Origin of the sequence: Rhodopirellula sp. P2, assembly GCF_028768465.1 — a bacterium.
Taxonomy (GTDB): Bacteria; Planctomycetota; Planctomycetia; order Pirellulales; family Pirellulaceae; genus Rhodopirellula.
This window is the reverse complement of sequence record NZ_CP118225.1, coordinates 2,639,450-2,659,759: the sequence shown is the minus strand read 5'-3', so window position 1 is coordinate 2,659,759 and position 20,310 is coordinate 2,639,450. Positions and strand designations below refer to the sequence as shown.

19 protein-coding genes and 4 pseudogenes are annotated in these 20,310 nt (G+C 57.3%); 11 read left to right on the top strand and 12 right to left on the bottom strand.

What is annotated here, in order from left to right:
* Nucleotides 1-133: 133 nt before the first annotated feature.
* From PSR62_RS09410 to PSR62_RS09400, 3 genes are read right to left on the bottom strand one after another with little or no spacing between them, the layout of a single operon-like run.
* On the bottom strand, nt 134-943 hold the full coding sequence (locus tag PSR62_RS09410; RefSeq protein WP_274407517.1) for a DUF4184 family protein: 810 nt from the start codon (nt 941-943) through the stop codon (nt 134-136).
* 41 nt (nt 944-984) lie between these two features.
* Nucleotides 985-1,857 (bottom strand): SPFH domain-containing protein, encoded by an 873-nt coding sequence (locus PSR62_RS09405; RefSeq protein ID WP_047815026.1) that lies wholly within the window; start codon nt 1,855-1,857, stop codon nt 985-987.
* 1 nt (nt 1,858) lies between these two features.
* Nucleotides 1,859-2,881, bottom strand: a complete 1,023-nt coding sequence (locus tag PSR62_RS09400) for an SPFH domain-containing protein (RefSeq protein ID WP_274408193.1) — start codon at nt 2,879-2,881, stop codon at nt 1,859-1,861.
* 189 nt (nt 2,882-3,070) lie between these two features.
* On the opposite strand from PSR62_RS09400, the pseudogene PSR62_RS25705 reads away from it, so the two are divergent.
* The 8 genes and pseudogenes from PSR62_RS25705 to PSR62_RS25670 form a co-directional block, all read left to right on the top strand.
* Nucleotides 3,071-3,919: pseudogene (locus PSR62_RS25705) on the top strand (DUF1589 domain-containing protein); the annotation flags it as partial.
* A complete protein-coding gene (locus tag PSR62_RS25700) occupies nt 3,867-4,019 on the top strand; it encodes a hypothetical protein (protein WP_443217416.1) in 153 nt (50 codons plus the stop codon). The pseudogene PSR62_RS25705 and the gene PSR62_RS25700, both read left to right, overlap by 53 nt.
* A 9-nt stretch (nt 4,020-4,028) precedes the next feature.
* Complete coding sequence (locus PSR62_RS25695) at nt 4,029-4,226, top strand: DUF1589 domain-containing protein (RefSeq protein ID WP_443217415.1); 198 nt, start codon at nt 4,029-4,031, stop codon at nt 4,224-4,226.
* A pseudogene (locus PSR62_RS25690) lies at nt 4,223-4,540 on the top strand (DUF1589 domain-containing protein); the annotation flags it as partial. The gene PSR62_RS25695 and the pseudogene PSR62_RS25690, both read left to right, overlap by 4 nt.
* Nucleotides 4,500-4,640: pseudogene (locus tag PSR62_RS25685) on the top strand (hypothetical protein); the annotation flags it as partial. The pseudogenes PSR62_RS25690 and PSR62_RS25685, both read left to right, overlap by 41 nt.
* Before the next feature lie 9 nt (nt 4,641-4,649).
* Complete coding sequence (locus PSR62_RS25680; protein ID WP_443217414.1) at nt 4,650-4,847, top strand: DUF1589 domain-containing protein; 198 nt, start codon at nt 4,650-4,652, stop codon at nt 4,845-4,847.
* A pseudogene (locus PSR62_RS25675) lies at nt 4,844-5,137 on the top strand (DUF1589 domain-containing protein); the annotation flags it as partial. The gene PSR62_RS25680 and the pseudogene PSR62_RS25675, both read left to right, overlap by 4 nt.
* Complete coding sequence (locus PSR62_RS25670) at nt 5,064-5,291, top strand: DUF1589 domain-containing protein (protein WP_443217413.1); 228 nt, start codon at nt 5,064-5,066, stop codon at nt 5,289-5,291. The pseudogene PSR62_RS25675 and the gene PSR62_RS25670, both read left to right, overlap by 74 nt.
* Here the strand turns inward: PSR62_RS25670 and pheT are convergent.
* From pheT to rpmI, 4 genes are all read right to left on the bottom strand, one after another.
* Nucleotides 5,236-7,281: a phenylalanine--tRNA ligase subunit beta gene (gene pheT / locus PSR62_RS09385; protein WP_338020154.1), complete on the bottom strand. Its 2,046-nt coding sequence runs from the start codon at nt 7,279-7,281 to the stop codon at nt 5,236-5,238. The two genes, PSR62_RS25670 and pheT, sit on opposite strands and share 56 nt — an antisense overlap.
* A 197-nt stretch (nt 7,282-7,478) precedes the next feature.
* Nucleotides 7,479-8,522: a phenylalanine--tRNA ligase subunit alpha gene (pheS, locus tag PSR62_RS09380; protein WP_274407514.1), complete on the bottom strand. Its 1,044-nt coding sequence runs from the start codon at nt 8,520-8,522 to the stop codon at nt 7,479-7,481.
* A 9-nt stretch (nt 8,523-8,531) separates the two neighbouring features.
* Nucleotides 8,532-8,888: a 50S ribosomal protein L20 gene (rplT, locus tag PSR62_RS09375; protein WP_047815031.1), complete on the bottom strand. Its 357-nt coding sequence runs from the start codon at nt 8,886-8,888 to the stop codon at nt 8,532-8,534.
* 158 nt (nt 8,889-9,046) lie between these two features.
* Nucleotides 9,047-9,253: a 50S ribosomal protein L35 gene (rpmI, locus tag PSR62_RS09370; protein ID WP_047815032.1), complete on the bottom strand. Its 207-nt coding sequence runs from the start codon at nt 9,251-9,253 to the stop codon at nt 9,047-9,049.
* A gap of 565 nt (nt 9,254-9,818) precedes the next feature.
* Here rpmI and PSR62_RS09365 point away from each other — a divergent pair.
* Entirely contained in the window at nt 9,819-10,859 is a 1,041-nt protein-coding gene (locus PSR62_RS09365; protein WP_274407513.1) for a PQQ-binding-like beta-propeller repeat protein, read from the top strand.
* Between the two features lie 113 nt (nt 10,860-10,972).
* On the opposite strand, the gene PSR62_RS09360 is transcribed toward PSR62_RS09365, so the two are convergent.
* Nucleotides 10,973-11,452, bottom strand: a complete 480-nt coding sequence (locus PSR62_RS09360) for a response regulator (protein WP_274407512.1) — start codon at nt 11,450-11,452, stop codon at nt 10,973-10,975.
* A gap of 637 nt (nt 11,453-12,089) precedes the next feature.
* Between PSR62_RS09360 and PSR62_RS09355 the strand changes: the two genes are divergently transcribed.
* Nucleotides 12,090-12,320: a FeoA family protein gene (locus tag PSR62_RS09355; RefSeq protein WP_047815035.1), complete on the top strand. Its 231-nt coding sequence runs from the start codon at nt 12,090-12,092 to the stop codon at nt 12,318-12,320.
* Complete coding sequence (gene feoB, locus PSR62_RS09350; RefSeq protein ID WP_274407511.1) at nt 12,317-14,332, top strand: ferrous iron transporter B; 2,016 nt, start codon at nt 12,317-12,319, stop codon at nt 14,330-14,332. Before PSR62_RS09355 ends, feoB begins: the two co-directional genes overlap by 4 nt.
* 213 nt (nt 14,333-14,545) lie before the next feature.
* On the opposite strand, the gene PSR62_RS09345 is transcribed toward feoB, so the two are convergent.
* The 4 genes from PSR62_RS09345 to PSR62_RS09330 all read right to left on the bottom strand — a co-directional run bounded on the left by PSR62_RS09345 (nt 14,546) and on the right by PSR62_RS09330 (nt 20,040).
* Nucleotides 14,546-16,063 carry an MlaD family protein gene (locus PSR62_RS09345; RefSeq protein WP_274407510.1) on the bottom strand — a complete coding sequence of 506 codons (1,518 nt, stop codon included), beginning with the start codon at nt 16,061-16,063 and terminating at the stop codon, nt 14,546-14,548.
* Nucleotides 16,064-16,066: 3 nt separating this feature from the next.
* Nucleotides 16,067-16,951, bottom strand: a complete 885-nt coding sequence (locus PSR62_RS09340) for an ABC transporter ATP-binding protein (protein WP_274407509.1) — start codon at nt 16,949-16,951, stop codon at nt 16,067-16,069.
* Nucleotides 16,951-17,841, bottom strand: coding sequence for an MlaE family ABC transporter permease (locus PSR62_RS09335; RefSeq protein WP_047815039.1), 891 nt, complete (start codon nt 17,839-17,841; stop codon nt 16,951-16,953). Before PSR62_RS09335 ends, PSR62_RS09340 begins: the two co-directional genes overlap by 1 nt.
* A gap of 381 nt (nt 17,842-18,222) precedes the next feature.
* Nucleotides 18,223-20,040, bottom strand: coding sequence for a hypothetical protein (locus tag PSR62_RS09330; protein ID WP_274407508.1), 1,818 nt, complete (start codon nt 20,038-20,040; stop codon nt 18,223-18,225).
* Nucleotides 20,041-20,310: the final 270 nt, after the last annotated feature.

The following is a 20,310-nucleotide window of genomic DNA, read 5'->3' as shown; positions in this document are numbered from 1 at the left end:
ACTGCACCACCTCTTTCACGGGCGAGGTTCTTCAAGTCACGGGCTGGATCAGCACTTAAAAGCACCCAAGATCAAGCCATGCAGATATCACCAACCAGAACGCACAATGCAAACCATCGTGCGGCCGGTTCTCTCACGAGGGCGACTGGCCGTCCGGTGACGACGCTTCCGCACGAGACCAGATCGTGTGCATGATGACGCTGTAAACAACCAACGTCACAATCATCAACGCACCGAAGATCATCACGCTTTGGCGAAGCGCAAATGCAACGCCGTAGTCCGAATGCACGGCGTACACCCACGATGCGTGAACCAACATCAACAAACACGCCACCGCCATCACCGACAACGTGACCGAATCCGGAATTCGAGTTCGCTTGGGTTCCGGACCACCTTCGGGCTGCTTCCACAACCACCTCAGCGCGAACACGCCCATCGGTGGCAACAAGAACAGCGACGACAAGTGTTGAGCCACGGCATACCATCGCACACTGCGACCCGAGATCGAGAACGCCTCCGTTGACAAAAACGGTATCGCGATCATCGATCCCCAGCGATGTTGATGCGTGAACGAATCCCAGAGCACATGGGTCGACGCACCGACCAAAACGCAAACCGCGACCAACAGAATGGAATGCCATTCAACCGAAACCGGACGATCCGCAATCGGTCGCACCTTGGTCCGCAACGGTCCCGGCAGCAACTCCACCGCTGGCTGCTTGATCAGCAGGTGATAAACAAAGTACGCGGCGACGCCGACCGGAACGCAGTCGATGAACAGCCCACGAATGCTGTGAAACGATTCGTAGTCAAACAGCATCGGAAAGAAGACGCCGGCATCGGGCACCATGCACCCGATCGCGAGAGCGGAGAAGGGCAAACGCCACTTTGCCATCCACGCGATTGGAATCGCCGCTGCAACATGAGTCGGAGTGAACGGCATCGAATTTCAAATCGCGTGTTGGGCAGTCTCTACGAGCAAGCTCAGTTGGCTTGGATCAAAACATTCGCCGAGCTTGGTAAAACACTGACCGAAGCACCCGACTCAAGCAAGTTCTCAGCCTCCATCACCTGAAGCACCGCTTCCAGGATTTCGGGATCTCGCTTGGCGATCTCGTTCAGTTTTTCACCCACGACGCTCGGACGCGCCGCAGCGGCTTCGGCCATCTTACTGGACACCTTCAGTGCGGTCTCACTCTTGATCAAACCCACACGGTTTTCGCCGTCCTGCTTCATCGCACTGGTCACCTGAACCAATCGTTTGACGACTTTTTCGGTGATATTCTCGACCATATGCCGGTCGGTGAAGGCAACCTTTCGAATGTAAACCGACCCCAGCCGATAGCCCCACTTTTCTGACAGCGGCGACACCGCTTGCCGAACAGTCCGGGAAAGGCTGTGTCGATCCTCGAGCATCTTTTCCATCTCGAGATTGCTCAGCGTCGAGATCGTCGAACTGGTCACGTTGGCTTGCAACGACCCATCCGGATTCGCATTGGTGAACAAGAACGCGGTCGGATCTTGGACCTGCATTTCGTACCAAATCCCGACTCCCATCGGTGTGCCTTCTTCTGAGTTGACCATCTGGCTGCGCAAGTAGTGCTGACGCAGCGCCGTGTCGACGACGTACTTCTTCCCAAAGAAAGGGATCAACATCGCCTTGGCACCAAAGTGCACCAAAGGAAATTGCAAACCAGGCGTTTTGATCTCACCCAGCACCTTGCCGAACAACGTGAACACCTGCGACTCGCACTCGGCGACGCAGCAATACAAACCAAAGAAGCGGGCGAAACCGAGCAAGATCGGAATCAACATCATCCCGAACACAATGCCGGGAACAAAACCAAGAACATCCATCTTATGCCTTCCCTTCAATCTTTGATTCGGTTTGATAAATACGTTCAGTGCGTTTGAACAACGGCACTCGCAAGTTCCGCAGGTAAGCCTTCAAACAATCCGATCCGCCCTCGGATTTGATGCTGATCAATGTCCCGGCAAGCTCATGCAAAGGCGCCACTTCGGCTTGTGCATTGTTGGTCGCGATCTCCACCGCACGAGCACTCATCGTGATCTGCTGTTCCGAATCGGCACGCGCGGTGCTGATGTCGGCGGCGACTTGGTTGCGTGTGCTGTTGATCGCGGACAGAGCCCGGTCGACTTCAGCGGGAGGATCAATTTCAGTGATCAACGCGGCATCGAGCTCGATGCCATAGCGCCCCGTCGTTGAACGACATTGCTCTTCCATGTACTGGTTCAACAGCGGCAGGTTTTTCCGCAGATCGTTGATCGAAACGCCTTCGGATAGCTCCACGGCACTCGTTTTCGATTCGACACCCTCTTCGCCTGTTCCGGCGATGGCTTCGGTTTCTGCCACGGCATCGGCCAGCAAACTTTGCCCCTTGGGATCCACAAAATTTGCGATTCGCTCACGCAGAACCGACACGAAGTAACCCATCACATGCTCGAGCGGGCTCTCCACCCCAAACAGATACGGGTAAAGATTGTTCTCGCTGATCCGATAGCGAATCTGCCCGTTGACTCCCGTGGTGAGGTTGTCTTTCGTGACCGCTTCGATCGTGCTCTGAGCCTTGGACGGGTCCCAAGTCAGGTCCACCGTTTGCGTCGCGACGCTGACCTTGTGCACTCGCTGCCAAGGCAGCTTGAAGTAGGGCCCACCGGGTCCAATCACCTCGACCTGCGGGTACTCATAGCGTTCACGCTCGTCGTCCGACAGCGCTTGACCATCGGACCCCGCTCCGAGGCGTTTCACCGCCCCAAAGGTGGTGACCACCGCACGCTGGTCCGGCCGAACGGTGTACAAACACCCGACCAGAACCTTGAGCACGGCATAAAAGCCGACACCCATCATCAAACCAACCATAAAAAACACGCTGCTACCTCCCAGGGAAATGTTTCGTCCAAGCTGACCTAAATGCCACCTGAACTCGGCAGCAATACGCTGCCTGAAACCCTAGCCCGCGACGGGAGCCAGGGAGCTCTCTTCCAAGAATTGATTCGCTTCCAGAGCGGATCGAACCGAATGTAGCGTCTAAATGGGGGATGACGCCTGATGAAGAGGCTGGTTTGCAAGCAAGAGAGGGCGCGCCGGCTGGCTGGATGCTTGGTGGCGATCGTTTCGCGGCGATTCGGAGGCGAAGCTTCGGACGCGGAAATTGAAAAAGTTCAATTGACAATTTTAAATTGCAAACTGCAGACAGAGCTTCTGCACCCAAGTAGGCCAAGTTGTTACCTGGCACCCAGCCGATGCTTTGGAACAAAGCGAGGCGGCCAGCAACCTCACCAACAAGCTCGAAAGCCGCCAGCCAGTCACCACGCCAGGCGGAGCCTGGCCTACACAGGCGCTGGCTCGGACGCGGAAATTGAAAAAGCTCAATTGACAATTTTAAATTGCAAATTGCAGACAGAGCTTCCGCACCCAAGTAGGCCAGGTTGTTACCTGGCACCCAGCCGATGCTTTGGAACAAAGCGAGGCGGCCAGCAACCTCACCAACAAGCTCGAAAGCCGCCAGCCAGTCACCACGCCAGGCGGAGCCTGGCCTACACAGGCGCTGGCTCGGACGCGGAAATTGAAAAAGTTCAATTGACAATTTTAAATTGCAAATTGCAGACAGAGCTTCTGCACCCAAGTCGGCCAGGTCATTACCTGGCACCCAGCCGATGCTTTGGAACAAAGCGAGGCGTCCAGCAACCTCACCAACAAGCTCGAAAGCCGCCAGCCAGTCACCACGCCAGGCGGGGCCTGGCCTACGCAGGCGCTGGCTCGGACGCGGAAATTGCAAATGCTCAATTGACAATTATAAATTGCAAATTGCAGACAGAGCTTCTGCACCCAAGTCGGCCAGGTCATTACCTGGCACCCAGCCGATGCTTTGGAACAAAGCGAGGCGGCCAGCAACCTCATCAACAAGCTCGAAAGCCGTCAGCCAGTCACCACGCCAGGCGGAGCCTGGCCTACACAGGCGCTGGCTCGGACGCGGAAATTGCAAATGCTCAATTGACAATTTTAAATTGCAAATTGCAGACAGAGCTTCTGCACCCAAGTAGGCCAGGTTGTTACCTGGCACTCAGCCGATGCTTTGGAACAAAGCGAGGCGGCCAGCAACCTCATCAACAAGCTCGAAAGCCGCCAGCCAGTCACCACGCCAGGCGGAGCCTGGCCTACGCAGGCGCTGGCTCGGACGCGGAAATTGAAAAAGCTCAATTGACAATTTTAAATTGCAAATTGCAGACAGAGCTTCTGCACCGAAGTAGGCCAGGTTATTACCTGGCACCCAGCCGATGCTTTGGAACAAAGCGAGGCGGCCAGCAACCTCATCAACAAGCTCGAAAGCCGCCAGCCAGTCACCACGCCAGGAGGAGCCTGGCCTACAAAGGCGCTGGCTCGGACGCGGAAATTGAAAAAGCTCAATTGACAATTATAAATTGCAAATTGCAGACAGAGCTTCTGCACCCAAGTAGGCCAGGTTGTTACCTGGCACCCAGCCGATGCTTTGGAACAAAGCGAGGCGTCCAGCAACCTCACCAACAAGCTCGAAAGCCGCCAGCCAGTCACCACGCCAGGCGGGGCCTGGCCTACGCAGGCGCTGGCTCGGACGCGGAAATTGCAAATGCTCAATTGACAATTATAAATTGCAAATTGCAGACAGAGCTTCTGCACCCAAGTAGGCCAGGTTGTTACCTGGCACCCAGCCGATGCTTTGGAACAAAGCGAGGCGGCCAGCAACCTCGCCAACAAGCTGGAAAGCCGCCAGCCAGTCACCACGCCAGGCGGGGCCTGGCCTACACAGGCGCTGGCTCGGACGCGGAAATTGCAAATGCTCAATTGACAATTATAAATTGCAAATTGCAGACAGAGCTTCTGCACCGAAGTAGGCCAGGTTGTTACCTGGCACCCAGCCGATGCTTTGGAACAAAGCGAGGCGTCCAGCCACCTCACCAACAAGCTCGAAAGCCGCCAGCCAGTCACCACGCCAGGCGGAGCCTGGCCTACACAGGCGCTGGCTCGGACGCGGAAATTGAAAAAGCTCAATTGACAATTTTAAATTGCAAATTGCAGACAGAGCTTCTGCACCCAAGTAGGCCAGGTTGTTACCTGGCACCCAGCCGATGCTTTGGAACAAAGCGAGGCGTCCAGCCACCTCACCAACAAGCTCGAAAGCCGCCAACCAGTCACCACGCCAGGCGGGGCCTGGCCTACGGAATTTGGAGAGCGACCTAGCGAAGCAACACGGCGTCGAGCTGCTTTTCACACGAGGCGACCAACTCGTTGATGATCGCGTCCGCGTCACCGCCACTGAGCGTCTCGGTTTGGCTTTGCAATTCCATCGAGAACAGCACGCGTTTCTTATCGGGCCCGTCAACTTTTTCGTTGCGATAGGTTTCCCGGTAAGTCAGATCAGCCAAGCGTTCCTTGGCTGCCTTGCGAACCAGAACCGACAGTTCATTCCAACGCACTGACTCGGGCAACACCAGGTTGAGGTCACGCTGAATCGAAGGGAACGGACTGACCGCTCGCTGCTGCGGGACCAAGCGTGATTCATTGACCAACACGTCAGCGGACAATTCCGCTGCCACGACACGCCCTGTCAACTTCCATTGCTTGACCAGCTTGTCATCGACGAACCCCAAGAACCCCAACTGCAAGGGAGCCTTGCCATCGTCACTGACGAGCAACAACTCGACCGAACCGCCCTTGGCAAACCCATCCCGATTCACAGGGCTGACGGTCAACTCACCAGGAATCCCCAAGCGATCGCACAACGTTTCAATCGTGCCCTTGAGAGCAAAGAAATCTTCCCCAGCGATCAGACCAATGTGATAGGTCTCGTCCGGCAGCAACGCACTGTCACTTCCCGCCGGCGCGGGCAAGTAAACGTGAGCGATCTCGAACAAGTCCGCCACCAAACTGGCCGACGCCCAGTTCGCGGCGCGACTTTGCAACAAACTTGGGATCAGTGATCGTCGCAACGTGCGGGCACCTTCCAACATCGTCGTGCGAGTTTGCAGTGCAGGCAGTTTGGTCCACGGCGAGATCATCAAATCGAGCTTTTCGGTGACCACACTTGGCGTCATCGCTTCGCTGATTCCGGCCGCGGTCAACACACCGCGAATGCGTTCCATCGCGGTGTCAAAACGACGCTTGCTGCTAGGAGCAACTGGAATCGGAGAGTCTTCCGGGATCTGATCATACCCATGAATTCGTGCGACCTCTTCGATCAAATCGACCTCACGAGTCAAATCGTGACGCCAACTTGGCGGGACACACTGCAACCCATCCGCGAAGGCGGAAACCTCGCAACCGAGCGAACGCAAAATTTTGTCCAGCTCCGCGGTTTCGATTTCCAAACCCAACAGTGCCGCCACTCGTTTGGGACGCAGCAACACGGATTCGCGAGCAGGAATCTCAGGCGCGGTGTCGACGACGCCCGGCGCCACCGATCCGCCGGCGATCTCGGTGATCAACTGACATGCTCGGCGACTGGCCCAATCAATCCCGACGGGATCCACGCGACGTTCAAACCGGAACGACGATGGGCTGTGCAATTTCAACCGACGCGCGGTCCGGCGAACCGACAAGGGCACGAACTCAGCGGCTTCCAACACGATCTCAGTGGTCGCTTCGGTGACCTCAGACGACGCCCCGCCCATCACACCGCCAACCGCCAACGCGTCGGACGAATCCGCGATCACGCAAGTCGAATCATTCAGGTCGTAATTGCGGTGATCGATGGCCTCGAGTTGCTCCTTGTCTCGGCCGGCGCGAACCACAATCTTGCCATCGCTGACTTTCGCCAAATCAAACGCGTGCAGTGGCTGGCCGCATTCCATCATCACGTAGTTCGTGACGTCGACAACGTTGTTGACCACGCCGATGCCAACGGACTTCAACGATTCCTGCAACCACTCGGGGCTGTCGCCAACCTTCACGCCGCGAATGACGCGAGCGGTGTAGCGAGGGCAGGCTTCGGGCATCTCGTTCGCAACAGCGAGCGATTCATCCACCGCCGAGCCCGACTCTTGATACTCGATCGTTGGGATCTTCAGCTTCTGTTCGGTCAGCGCCGCGATTTCTCGAGCGACGCCGATGTGCCCCAGGCAATCGCCGCGGTTGCTGGTGACTTCCAAGTCGATCACGACATCGCCGTCGACCGTTTCACTGCCTTCGTGATTCAAGCCAGACAAACTGAGCCGATCAACCAACTCATCGTGCGGCAGTGTCAGGTCGACGTATCGCGACAACCATTTCCAAGAAACAAGCATGGGAGCGAAGTGGGCAGAAGTTGAAGTCGGGAGGAGTGAAGTTCACGGGAAGCATCGCGGAATCTGGCGTCGAGTGCGTCTTCCTGCACGCGACAGTCGGGCAGCCGGATTCGCCAGAATTCGGACGGCAAGCTGCTCGCCTGGAGTCACGCGTGGCTCCAGCTAAAACTCGCTCGCACCAACTGCCTTCCGAACACTTAAAACTGTTTCAAGAATCGCAAGTCGCCACTGTACAAATCGCGAATGTCGGTGATGCCATGACGCCGCATGCACAAGCGTTCGACGCCAAGACCAAACGCAAACCCGCTGACCTTTTCAGGGTCGTAGCCGACAGCGGCGAACACGTTGGGATCAATCATCCCGGCACCGCCAAATTCAATCCACGTTCCGTTCCACAAGAAGTCGACTTCGACACTGGGTTCGGTGAACGGGAAGAACGACGGACGAAAGCGAATTTCGACGTCTTCACCGAGGTAGTTGTTCGCGAAAACTCGCAGGACGGTCTTCAGATTGGCCATCGTCACGTTGGTGTCGACGAGCAACCCTTCCATCTGATGGAACATCGGAAAGTGCGTCGCGTCCGGTGCATCGGGACGATAGACACGCCCGAGCGAAATGATTCGGATCGGCGGCTGAACCTGCTTCATCACACGAATTTGAACCGTGCTGGTTTGACTTCGCAGCAACTGCGAGCCTTCATCACCGGCACTCACCGAGCTTTTGCCTGACGGATCTTTCGCGGTCGCCAGGTAGAAATTGTCCAGCGGATCGCGAGCGGGATGATCTTCGGGAATGTTCAGGGCGACGAAGTTGTGCCAGGGGTCTTCCACCTCCGGGCCTTCGGCAACCTCAAATCCCATCCGCCCCATGATCTCAGTCAGGTGACTGATCGTCTGCGTGATCGGATGAATGTGCCCGAGCGCTGGGCGAGTTCCTGGCAGCGTTGGATCGAAGGTCGGGTCCGCCCCGGAATCACCGCCACCAGATCGATTCTGCTGGGCGTCTTCCAAGGCAACGTTGATCGCCGACTTGACCGCATTCAGCTTGGCACCCGCGGCAGGCTTGTCCGCCTTTTCGATTCCGCCGAGCATCTTCTGGATGTCTTTGAGCTGGCCTTTCTTGGCCCCCAAAAACATCACGCGAGCTTCCTCGAGCGCTGCCGCATCGGAAGCGGACGCGAACGCGGATTCAGCGTCCGACTGGAGCTGGTCCAGTCGGGAGAGGAATTGATCAAGTGACATGATGGCGACTTAAGCTGCCAGAGTCTCTTTGACCTTGTCGCAAACTTGCTTGAAGCCGGCAGCGTCATGAATCGCCATTTCCGACAACGATTTGCGATCGAGTTGAATCTCGGCTTTGTTCAGGCCGTGAATGAACTCACTGTAACGCAACCCATGTTGCTTGACGGCGGCGTTGATCCGAATGATCCACAGCTTGCGGAATTCACGTTTGCGGACGCGACGATCGCGGAATGCGAACGCGCCCGAACGGAGCAAGGTTTCTTTGACGGTACGCGTCAGATTTCCGCGGCCACCGCGAAAACCTTTGGCTCGTTTGAACAGACGCTTCTTGGATTGCCGGCGAGCGGCACCTTTGGTCGTACGCATCGAATTGAATTCCTAAATGCTGGGGTGATCTTTCGGGTCGTCCTGATTCAGGCCCCGGCAGAAAGAAAGGTCAACGTGACCGCTCGATCTCCGAAGTTCCGCCCAACCAGGTGGCCGTAGGATTCCGTGGTGGAAAATGAAGTAAAAGTCCGGTCGAATCAGTAACTGTGGCCGTTCAGAGCTGCGTGAATGGTTGGTTCCATGCACACGGCGACGGAGGTGGTTCCACGCAAGTTACGACGACGTTTTTTGCTCAAACCTTTGGCCAGGTGGCTTGTACCGCTTTGGCGGTGCATTGCCTTGCCGGTGGCCGACAGGCGGAACCGTTTCTTGGTCCCTTTGTGCGTTTTGATTTTGTTTCCCATGAGGGCATCAACACTGGTTGGATGGTGATTTTCGAAAAACGAAGCGGGGGAGCATATCGGATTGTCTTGGAAGCTGCTAGGGCGAGCCCCCGGTTTCTGCCCGGTTGCCCCGGTTTCTGTGCAGTTGTCCGTGTGGAGATGACCGCACCCTACACAACTGGCCTGTTGATTCACTCGAGTTCACAACCCGACGCGTGAGCGAGGGATCCACCGGCTCGTTGCAGTGGCACGCGATCCCTCGCTCACGCTTCGGGTTCGGATTCAATCAACAGGCCGCAACGCGACGGGCTGTTCGGGCAAAGATCGGCAGAACCAACCGAATCGCTGCACAAAAGTGTTCTCCGACGGCAGTAATTCCTGTCTGGTTCCCCGCAGAACACGTCCGGCCAGCAATAAAAGTCACGAAACCCTCAGTTTTCTTGCCATGCCAGATTTTGGCAGTCCTGCAATCCGATCATTGCGTGAATCTGTTCCTTCCCGGCCTCGCCGGCGGCAGATTCGTCTATCATCGGACGCGATCGCTAAGATCCCTTCCCAAATCCCCTCCCCGCAGAAGCATGCCCCCATGATTCAGAGACTCCAAGCTTGGATCGGCTCATCCCGCGCGACGACCGCGTCATCCCAATTGCGAACCACCCGCCCAGCAGCTTTGCCGGTCATCGCCGCAACGCTGATTGGTTTTGCGATGCAAACCAGCCTGGTGTCGGCCGAAGAAACAGCCCCCCAACATCGCGTGCTGTTGCATGGCAAAACAGGATTGATCGTCGTTGAACCGGACGGTTCGACCGGATGGCAAATGGACTGGGGCGGCATTCACGATCTACATCTGCTGCCCAACGATCACATCCTGACCCGCCAAGGCCCGGCAACCGTGGTCGAAATCGACCCGAGCACCAAGGAGGTGGTGTGGAGATACGATTGCGGCAAAAAGGGAGGCAACGAGGGCAAGCGGATCGAAATCCACGCGTTTGAGCCACTTCCCAACGGCAACCTGATGATCGCTGAATCCGGCGCCCAGCGATTGATCGAAGTCAATCGTGACGGAGAGATCGTTCACAAGATCGCACTCCAGGTGGAGCACCCCAACGCGCACACCGACACCCGTTTGGTGCGGCGACTCGAATCAGGCAATTACCTGGTCGCCCATGAAGCCGATGGCAAGGCTCGCGAGTACAACCGTGACGGCGACGTGGTTTGGGAATACGAAGTGCCAATGTTCGGCAAGCAAGAGGCACGCGGCCATGGCCCGGAAGCCTTTGGCAACCGCCTGTTCACCGCCTTGCGGATGGACAACGGCAACACGCTGATTGCGTCCGGGAATGGGCACAGTGTCCTCGAAGTCACACCGGACAAGAAAATCGTTTGGGAAATCCACCAAAACGATCTCCCAGGAATCCGCTTGGCTTGGGTCACCACACTGCAAATCCTGGACAACGGAAATTACGTGATCGGCAACTGCCACGCTGGTCCCGGACAACCGATCCTGATTGAACTCGAACCTTCCACCAAGAAAGTTGTCTGGCAACTCGATCGCTTCCAAGACTTCGGAAACAACGTTTCCAATTCGGTGGTCATCGATGAGGCAGAACTCGACTGGCTGAACTGAACTGGCCTCTCCGCTCGGAACGGGTCGATTCGACGAACAAACCAGGCAACGAAACGACGCCTCGCTCGCTGGGGCGTTTGTCTCGTGCCATTCCGGCAGAGAGAATCAGCGATTCAGGGGATCACAACAATCCGCCAGTAAGAACGCATCAGGTCGTGAAGGTTCCGACAGGCATCGCCGACGCGAGACTTCAAGATGTACCCCGCAACGTTCTTCTTGTACGCGGCAACCAAGTCCACCTCGTGATCGGATGTGGTCAACACAAACACCACCGTCGAGTTGAGCTCCGGGTCCCGACGAATCTCTTCGAGAAACTCCACGCCAGTCATGATTGGCATGTTGAGATCCAAAAACACGATCCGCTGCGGGCCCACGGTCTTCGTTGGATGCTCGCCTCGCAAAATGTCCAAAGCGACTTGGCCATTCTCGGCAACCGTCAGCGGATTTGGAACTTCATTCTTTTTGATACCGCGTTCAAACGCCATCACATCGATCTCGTTGTCCTCGACAAGCAAGATGTGAACCTCGTCTAAACTCGAAACCGTCGTATGCGACATATCAATCAACCCGGCGTAAGAAAAGAGCTCGCACAATGAATAAAATCATGAAAAGTCGAAGAACGTCTTGGTGAGACGCACAGTGCGAGCAGGGCGGATAGCGTATCGAATCAGCTTCCTTCAACGAAACGCTCAAACCGAACTGCTCAATCAACCCCTTGGAGCCCGAACGTTTCTTTCCCCCCGGTCGTGTTTGATAAATCCGCGTGATCAAGGGCCAATGGACCACGACGGCGACCACCTCCGCCACGAAAGACACGGAGCAAGACGCACAAAAAACCACCTCCAAATCGTCTTTTGTTTCAGCGTCACATTGTACACCACCCTGCACCCCGCTCGTCCTCCGGAGGGAAATCCCCCCATCCGAATCAAGCCTGACTGCAAACACGGGACAGCATGAAGAGTGCCCGCTGAGTAGCACCCAGCCGCGTGAGCGAGGTGGATACGACGCGTCTGAGCCACCCGTCCGCGACAGAAACACCGACATCTATCCCCCAGCGACACCAGCAGCCAGCGTCCTCCCCATGCGGAAGAGCAGTTCATTCGGGGGGCGGGGCAGCGGAGCACCACCGGAAAATATGTGCGCAATCGGTGGACCGTCCCTCTACCCATCCGCGCTCCGAAGATCTAAAGTGAACGCAATCGAGAATCGTTCTCATTTACAGGTGATGCTTTGATAGCCGAACTCGCTCTGGATCGTTGTGGATCCAACTGTGCCGAAATCATTCGATTGGACCTGCCGGAGAACTGCGCGTCACGTTTGAAAGCGTTGGGCCTGTTTGAAGGTCAATTGGTTCAGTTGTCTCGCCGAGGCAACCCGCTGATCCTGAAAGCCGCTGGAAGCCGGATTGCCGTCGCCGGAGAGATCGCTCAGCAGATCTTCGTGCGGGCCACCGACGGATGAACGTTTCACCGGTTGCGAGTTGCAACTCTTCGGAAGATTCATCCTCCAAACAGCTTTGCCAAGCTCGTGTGGTTGCCATGGTTGGCAACCCGAATGTCGGCAAAACGTCGCTGTTCAACCGGTTGACCAATCTGCTTGCGAAGACGTCCAACTTTGCCGGCACCACCGTGGACCGTCGAACCGGCACCGTGGACTTGGAGGAAGGTCAGTCATGCACGCTGGTCGACTTGCCTGGGCTGTACTCCCTGACGGCGTCGTCTCCCGAAGAACAAATCGCGAGAGCGTTCATCACCGGCGAATCTGAATGTCCTCCCGAGGGCGTCTTGGTCGTTGTTGACGCAACCAACCTTCAACGCAGCCTCGCCGTTGCCCGCGAGGCCATCCAGTGCGGACGCCCGACACTGGTTGCGGTCAACATGATCGAACTGGCGCGGAAGAGCGGCGTTGATGTCGACTTGGAAATCCTCTCTCAGAAACTCGGCTGCCCAGTCATTGGCGTTTCGGCTCGCACCGGAGAAGGCCTCCCTGAGCTGAAATCCAGCCTTCGTCAATTGCTTCACCCGCACAAGATGGTCGTGCTGGGCTCCGACGCTGGTCCCAATGCCATGGAGTGTGGTGCTTGCGGAACCTGCCCGTTTGCAGACGGCCACCGCTGGGCATCCACACTGGCTCGCGAAAGCACGCGGACCGGTTACGTTGCTTCGGACGAATGGACGGACCGAGTCGACCAATTCACGACGCACCGCTTTTTCGGTCCGGTGATCTTTGTCGCCGTGATGGTCTCCGCCTTCGCGTCGGTGTTCTATCTCGCTCAATACCCGATGGAATGGCTCGACGCGACTTTCGGCTTGGTCACCGAAACGGTGGGCGGCTGGCTGCCCGAAGGCGACCTGAACAGCCTGATCACCGACGGGATCCTGGCAGGCATTGGCGGCGTGGTGATCTTCTTGCCGCAGATCTGCATTCTGTTTTTCATGCTGGCCATCCTCGAAGATTCAGGTTACCTCTCACGTGCCGTGGTGGTGATCGACCGCTGGATGCGACGGGTCGGTTTACCGGGCCAGGCTTTTGTCCCCCTGCTGGCCGCGCACGCGTGCGCCATCCCTGCCATCATGTCCACCAAGGTCATCGAGAATCGGCGCGACCGATTGGCGGCCATCATGGTCATCCCGTTGATGACCTGTTCGGCCCGTCTGCCCGTGTACACGATGGTCGCTGCGCTGCTGTTTCCATCCAGCCCCTGGTTGGCGGCGTTGCTTTTCGCATCGGCCTACGCACTCGGAATGGTGGCCGCCTTCTTCGTCGCCTGGATCTTAAAGAAGTCGATCTTGCCCGGTGAAGCCGCCCCGCTGATCCTGGACTTGCCGCCTTACCGAACTCCCTCGCTCAGCAATGCCCTTCGCCATGCCTACGAACGAGGCTGGGGATTCCTGCGAGACGCTGGCGTTGTGATCCTGGCAATCAGCATTGGCATTTGGGTGCTCTCAACGTATCCCAAACTGCCTGAAGAACGCTTTGCCGAACAGATTCAAACGGCCGGCCTGGATGCCGAAACTCTGGATGAATCTGACCTCGAAAACCGTCGCGCTCTGGCGGCGCAAGAATACGCCGTGATCGGGCGGATGGGTAAATTTGTGCAACCCGTCTTTGCCCCGCTGGGCTTTGACTGGAAGACCAGCGTCGGTGTGATGACCAGTTTCGCTGCTCGCGAAGTGGTCGTTTCAACACTCAGCATTTTGTATGGACTGGGACCGGAACCCGAAGACGAATCGTCGCTGCACGCTCGCCTGATGACGGCCACTGACGCGGACGGGAACCGTGTTTTCACGCCCGCAACCTGCGTCAGTTTGCTCGTGTTTTTCGTGCTTGCGATGCAGTGCCTGCCCACGCAAGCGGTCACGAAAAAGGAAACAGGATCCTGGGGATGGGCCGCGTTCCAATTCGGTTACATGACCGCCTTGGCTTATGTTGCCGCCTTGATCGCCTACCAGACGATCTCACGACTCACCTAGGCCACTGTCTCTGGACACTTCCTCTTCGAGCGGAACGGTGCAAGCCGCCCGGTGCGTGATCCCGAAGGTCATCACCGTAGCGGAAGTCGTCAAGACGTTCGGGTTCTCGTCGAACCAATCGAAACTCTGGACGAGTTTCGCTACTCTCGAAGGAGGATTTGCCGAACCACTCCTTCTCAGGTGCTGAGTGCGTCCAACGACACCGGTTTTGAATCACTTCAGGCCCATTCCATTGGGACGATTGGTGATTGCACCACGCACGCCCAACTGCCTTGGGTCGCGAGCGATCTTGTCGGAAAACACACGAACGTCATCCAGGATTGGTCGCAATCTCGCGGAGGCAGCTTCGATGTTCTGAACCGTTCGCTGAACCTGGTAGAACAACTCGTCGTCTTCCAGCAAACGTCGAACCGTTCCGTCGCTGCTGTTGAGGGTCCGACCAAACGTGTCCAGCTGCACCAACGCGTTGTCAACGTTGGCTAAACTCACTAGCACCGCTTCGATCAACTCACCGCCACGTTCGCCCAGAGGTTCAGTGAAGGCTTCGATGTTCTGTGCGGTGCCTTCGAAACTCTTGGCCGTCGTGCGGACGCTCTCCAGTGTCGACTGCAACTCAGCGGCAGTTTGCGAAACGGCATCTTCGGCAACGATCCCGACCTGCTCGAACTGACCACCAACTTCACGGAAAGTCTCAAAGGTGTCGCGAGCGTCTTCGAGTGTCACCTTCACCTCATCCAACACACCCGGCAAACGGTCAACCGTGTCGCTGACGTTTTGCTGAATTTGAGGATCACCGATGATCGAACGGATATCTCGCACCAAGAACCCGAACTCCTTGACCGCTTGAGAAGCCTCTCCGGCCAACTGCGTGATGGTGGGTGGTGTCTGCAATCCAGCCTGTCCCGGCACTGGGGTCCCCAACTGCGTGCCGAACCCTGGGGGCGGCGTGAATCCCTGGGGAGGAGTGCTTTGCGGAGGGAACGTCTGCTGCATCGCCACGGTCTGAATCACGTTGTTGGAAGCATTTCCCGGGACACTCGTTTGGCTCACCAAGGCAATCGGCCGCGCCCATTCTGGTGCAGGTGCCATCGACTGAGGGAAACCTCCCATCGGAACGGATGGCGCCGAGACGGGAGCCGTTGGGCTGATTCCAATCACACCGCGAACGTCACGAACCAACCCTTTGATATCACTGCCGATGTCTTGGATTGCATCGCCCGCTCCTCGAACGCTTCGGAAGGTCGAAACGAGTTCATCTTCCATTCCAAAAATCAGGTTGAACGGATCTTCCCGCTTACTTCCGTAACGGTATGTTTCGTCATCGGTGTAAAGCTGATTGATCATGTCTTCGTTGTTCGCAAACAACTGAGCCAATTCTCGGCGATCGGCTTTCCGAAACTCCAGCTTCGAATCGCCGGTGATCAACGAACCGATCCCGATTTGTGGAACGTATTCGTGTGTCATCCGAATGCTCTCATCCATCGACAAGGTCAGCATCACGCCGCCTTTCTCTTGCAGCTGAATGTCATCCACGCGTCCGATTTTGACGCCGTCGCGATACACCGCCGCATTGACGTTGATCCCGTCGGCGGACGGGAAATAGACATTCAGCGTGTACTCGCGATTTAGAATCGCGGGAAACGCACCGAACAAAAACGTGAGGATCACCGCGATTCCAATCGCTGCGATCACGAGCACGCCCACACCAAAACGAAGTTTGCTGTCATCCATGGTTCAAGCCATCCCCTGAGTCATTTCGCGAATGCGATCCCCCGCTTCCCCCCGCACAAACTGACGAACTCGCCGGTCTTCGGCGTGCTCGAGTTGGCTGGGTGGAGCGTCGAAAAGAATTTGTGATTGGTCGGCATCAAGCCGACGTCGCGGATAAAACATCATCACTCGGTCAGCCACTTTTCGTGCGGTGTGCATGTCGTGCGTGACCACGATGCTGGTCACCGGATACATCCGCCGGGTATGCAGAATCAGTTCGTTGATCACGTCGCTCATGATCGGATCCAATCCGGTGGTGGGTTCGTCGTAAACAACCAGCTCAGGACGCAGCACCAACGCGCGAGCCAGCCCAACTCGTTTCTGCATGCCTCCTGACAACTCGGCCGGCCGCTTGTAGATCACCTCTTCTGGCAATCCCACTTCGCTGATGTGCTGGCGGACCCGGTCGTTGATCTCAGCTTCGTCCGTGCCCTCTTCGTTCTGTCGAATTGGGAACGCAACGTTGTCAAAGATGCTCATGCTGTCGAACAACGCAGCGTGTTGAAACACAAATCCGAATCGCCGCCGAATCACCGCCAACTCCGCTGGGTTGAGGAGCGACAAGTCTTCGCCATCGAACAGCACCCGACCAACGGTTGGCTGCACCAAAGCCACGATTGTCTTCATGAACACGGTTTTGCCGCAGCCACTCTCGCCGATCACGGCAACGGTTTGACCACGTTCAATCTGGCAACTGATGTCCTTCAAGACCGCTTGGCCATCGAAGGACACTTCCAGATTTTCGACTTCCACCAAAGGGGGCTCCTTCACCGCAGCCGCTGATTGCTCAGCCTGCGTTTCGGGTGCCGCTTGCTCGAATGGATCGATAGGAGGGTTGGGATCGCTCACTAGAACAGACTCGTGCCTTCCGGGTAGAAACTGAAATACACCCAGTCCAAAACGATGTTCAGGAACAGGTCAATCGCAAGGATCATCACAAACGAATACACAAAGGCTTCCGTGGCAGCTTTGCCAACGCCTTCGGCGCCGGGTTGGCAATTGAACCCGCGGTAGCAACTGATGATTGCAATCACGCCACCAAAGAAAATGCTCTTGAAGATCCCGTTGAACAAATCAAACGCAACGACGCCTTCGCGTGAGTGATGCAGGTAGGCCGCTCGGTCGATCCCGAGAATGATCACACTGTAGAAGTACCCACCCACGATGCCCATGAAGTCCGCGACGATGGTCAGTGCGGGGATCAACAGCAGGCATGCCATGAACCGTGGCACCACCAAGTAGTGGATCGGGTCAGCCCCCATGGTGGTCAGCGCATCGATCTGTTCCGTCACTCGCATCGTGCCCAAGACCGCTGCCATCGCGCCACCGACTCGGCCGGCCAACATCGTCGCCGCCAGAACCGGCCCCAATTCGCGGACCAACGAGGTGTTGATCACCACTCCCAAGTGCGTTTCCAAACCAATGGTGTGGAATTGGTAATAGCTCTGAACGGCCAACACCATCCCGATGAAAGAACCGGTCAATGCCACCACCGGCAGACTCAGCACGCCGACCTGATAGAAGTTGACCAGCACCGTGTCACGGCGCGGCATCCGTGTGAACATCCACACAAACATCTGCCAAGTGAACATGGCCAAGTCACCGACCGCAGTCACCCCACCCACCACCGCGGTTCCCCACTGCATGATCCATCGCCGCATCGGCGTATCGATTGGCAGTTCCGGCTTCGCGGTTTGAACGCGAAGAACGGATTCGGTCGTGGACTGTTGCTCCGACATCGTGACGAAGACAAACCCATGGTTGAAAGACTTGAAGACACCTCGCGTCAGGTCAGCTCGCCAGACATTCCTGGCGCACCGGTCGCGCGAACATCGTCTTTATCGGCCAGGCAAACACTGCGGATCAGTCAAATTGTGCCGCGAAGTCAAACTTTGCCGGCAGCAGCAAAATGGCTGCGGTGAGGGCAGAGCAGGGGCCATAGGAAAGGCTCGGAAATCGCTGTGGCGTCCCAAGGGATCGCGACACAGGGCACGAACGCGCCGGGCACGAACGCGCCGGGCACGAACGCGCCGGGCACGAACGCGCCGGGCACGAACGCGCCGGGCAAGCACCGGCTGGCTCGCACCACCCCGCCATGACCAACGAATGGACACACGCGACTAAGCCGCACGCCCACCACGTTTGAGCTGCTTGCGAACGCGCCGGCGTTCCGCTTTGTTCATGCCGGACCAGTCAATGTCCTCTTCATCCATCTCGCTGTAGTCGGGCTGAGAATCATCGTCTGATTCTCGGTCCGTTGATGCCTGAGCACCCGACCGCGAATCAGCGACTTCCTTCAAGTCCGAACTCGAGAACTCATCGTCCGACTCAGATGAGTCCGTCATCGCGTCGCTCTTGGCCTTGCGGCCAAGGGACGGAAGCTTCCATCCAAATCGCCGCTTTTTGGGTGCGTCTTCAACATCTTCGTCATCCGACTGAGCGGACGCAGTCGGTCGAGCGGGCTCCTCTTCGGGATCCGCTTCCTCGTCAGCAACAGCCTTTGGCGTTCGCTTCCACTTGGGCAACCAAGAGCGTTTGGCCTTGGGCTCCGTGTCTTCGGAATCGCTTTCAGATTCAGACGACTCGTTCAGCTTCACCTCACCGGACTCATCCCCGGGGTCAGCTGATTTGCTTTTACGGCCCCAGAACTTCCACTTGGAAGCTCGCTTGCTGGATTCCTCTTCCTGGCCGCTTTCATCGTTGGCAGAAGCATCGCTGCGCCCCTCGTCCCAATCGTCGTCCGGCCGGGAGGATCGATCGCTGGTGCTCTTGGACGCATCGCTGACTGGAGCGGCTTCGGCACGCTGCCAAAATCTTCGTTTGCGAGCGGTTTTGCCATCCGAACCAACTTCCGTTTCGGAGCGCTTCGGCTCCGCTGGCTTGGCTGCTTTGGGTACTGGGGCTGCTTTGGGAACTGGGGCCGCCTTGGGTGCAGGAACAGCTTTTGGTGCTGGAGCTTCCTTCGCTGCGGGGGCTGCTTTTGCTGCCGGAGCCTGCTTCGGTGGCTTGGGTTTGCGTTTCGTCCACTCACGCATGCTGTCCCCCTGTTCCGCCAACGCTTGCCGGAAACGAACCGCCAAGGTGGCAGGGCACTGAATCCCACGAACGTCCATGTACAACGTCCGCAAGTACGTCACCGTTGCGCAAAACCAGCAGGAAGCGGCAACCAACATCGCCGACGTGAACGCGGTCCAACGAAGCGGTGTGTCAATCGCGAAGAGATTCCAGTTTTCGGCGACGGGCAACAAGGCTGCCAACCAACCGGCGAGCATCCATGCTGCGGCGCTTCGATGCTTCCACATTTCGGCCGTGGTTCGCAACAACATCACCGCGCCGCCCACGGTCAACAACAGCTTGACCCAATCACTGCCCGACAACGCCACGCGTTTCCCCAACGCCCAATCGGTGATCCCGCCCAGTAAATCGATCAGCGGGACCATCGTGGCAACGCTGCCCAGCAACCCCATCGCCGTGACAAGTCGCCACAAACGATAATGCCCCTGGAAGTCGTCGTTGCGGTATCGTCGCAGTTGATAAACCAACCAAGCTGCGCCCGCGACCCCCAGCATCAACATGCTGGTGCAGTAGCGGCCGAGACTGCCCACCGCATCGATTCGAGTGACGGACGTGACCGAGGGCCGCTCTGCCAGAGCGGGCCAGGCAACCGACGCGTAGTGCAAACCGATCAGCGTCATCGCCAAGCAAACAACAACTGCGACCACTCCCGTCAATGCGGACCGCTGAACGGGAACCAAAGAGAACCAACGTCCGCGCAAACATCGGCGAACGCGAGACCCGTAGGCGACAGTCGGCCGGCGAGCTTCTCGCCATTGCTGCTGCACTGCCTTCTGCTTGGCCGTCACGTTCCCGGAGTCGCCACCAGCGGTTGTCAGGAGAACCCTGCGGCGGCGTTCGATCGGACGTCGAGTGTGATTCATTGGATTGGACGTAACAAATCCCCAACGCAGGGAACAAGCCAAATCGACACCAAGCCCGCCTGTCTTCCTGCAGTTCCCCCGTTCTGAGCAGGTCGGCAGGAGTCTTTCGGCATTTGGACTGTTTCGGTAAGCGTTGTTGCCCCCACGGCCGTCCCACCCACACAACCCGAACATCCGGCCAACGAACGCAAAGAACCTGGATTCCTGTTTCCCGTGGGTTTCACATGCCCCCCCATGGCATCGTAGCGTTTGCCAAAGCTTCCCCACGCT